Raw genomic sequence first — 472 nt, 5'->3', positions numbered from 1 at the left:
GTCAGGGGCAGCTGATGCGGGTGTCGCCGGGGTCGGTGGTGCAGGTGTCGAAGCCGGAGCCGCCGTTGGCGGTGTCGTTGGCGGTGACGGTTGTTCACCGAAGTGGTGGCGGTGGCCGTGTTGTTGCCGGTGTTCGGGTCCTGCGGGGTGCTGCTGGTCGCGGAGGCCGTGTCGGTCAGGGTGCCGGTGGTGCGCGGTTCGGCGGTGACGGTCACGGTGGCGGTGGCGCCGGGGGCCAGGCTGCCCAGCGCGCACGTCGCGCCCGTGGCGGTGGGGAGGGTGCAGGTGCCCTGGGAGGGGACGGCCGAGAGCAGCGTGCCGCCCGCGCCGGAAAGCGTGTCGGTCAGGCTCACGCCCGTCGCGGTCGCGGTCGAGGACGCCGCGTTGGTCACCCGGACCGTGTACGTCGCCTGGTCACCGATGCTCACCGACGTCGGACCGGACGCCGTCACCGACAGGTCCGCGGACGCGG

1 pseudogene is annotated in these 472 nt (G+C 73.9%); it reads right to left on the bottom strand.

What is annotated here, in order from left to right:
- Positions 1-428 (bottom strand): annotated as a pseudogene (locus IF43_RS40240) (DUF11 domain-containing protein); the annotation flags it as partial.
- Positions 429-472: the final 44 nt, after the last annotated feature.

This window comes from Streptomyces sp. NRRL S-87, assembly GCF_000719335.1.
Lineage (GTDB): Bacteria > Actinomycetota > Actinomycetes > Streptomycetales > Streptomycetaceae > Streptomyces.
This window is presented reverse-complemented; position numbering and strand designations above follow the sequence as displayed.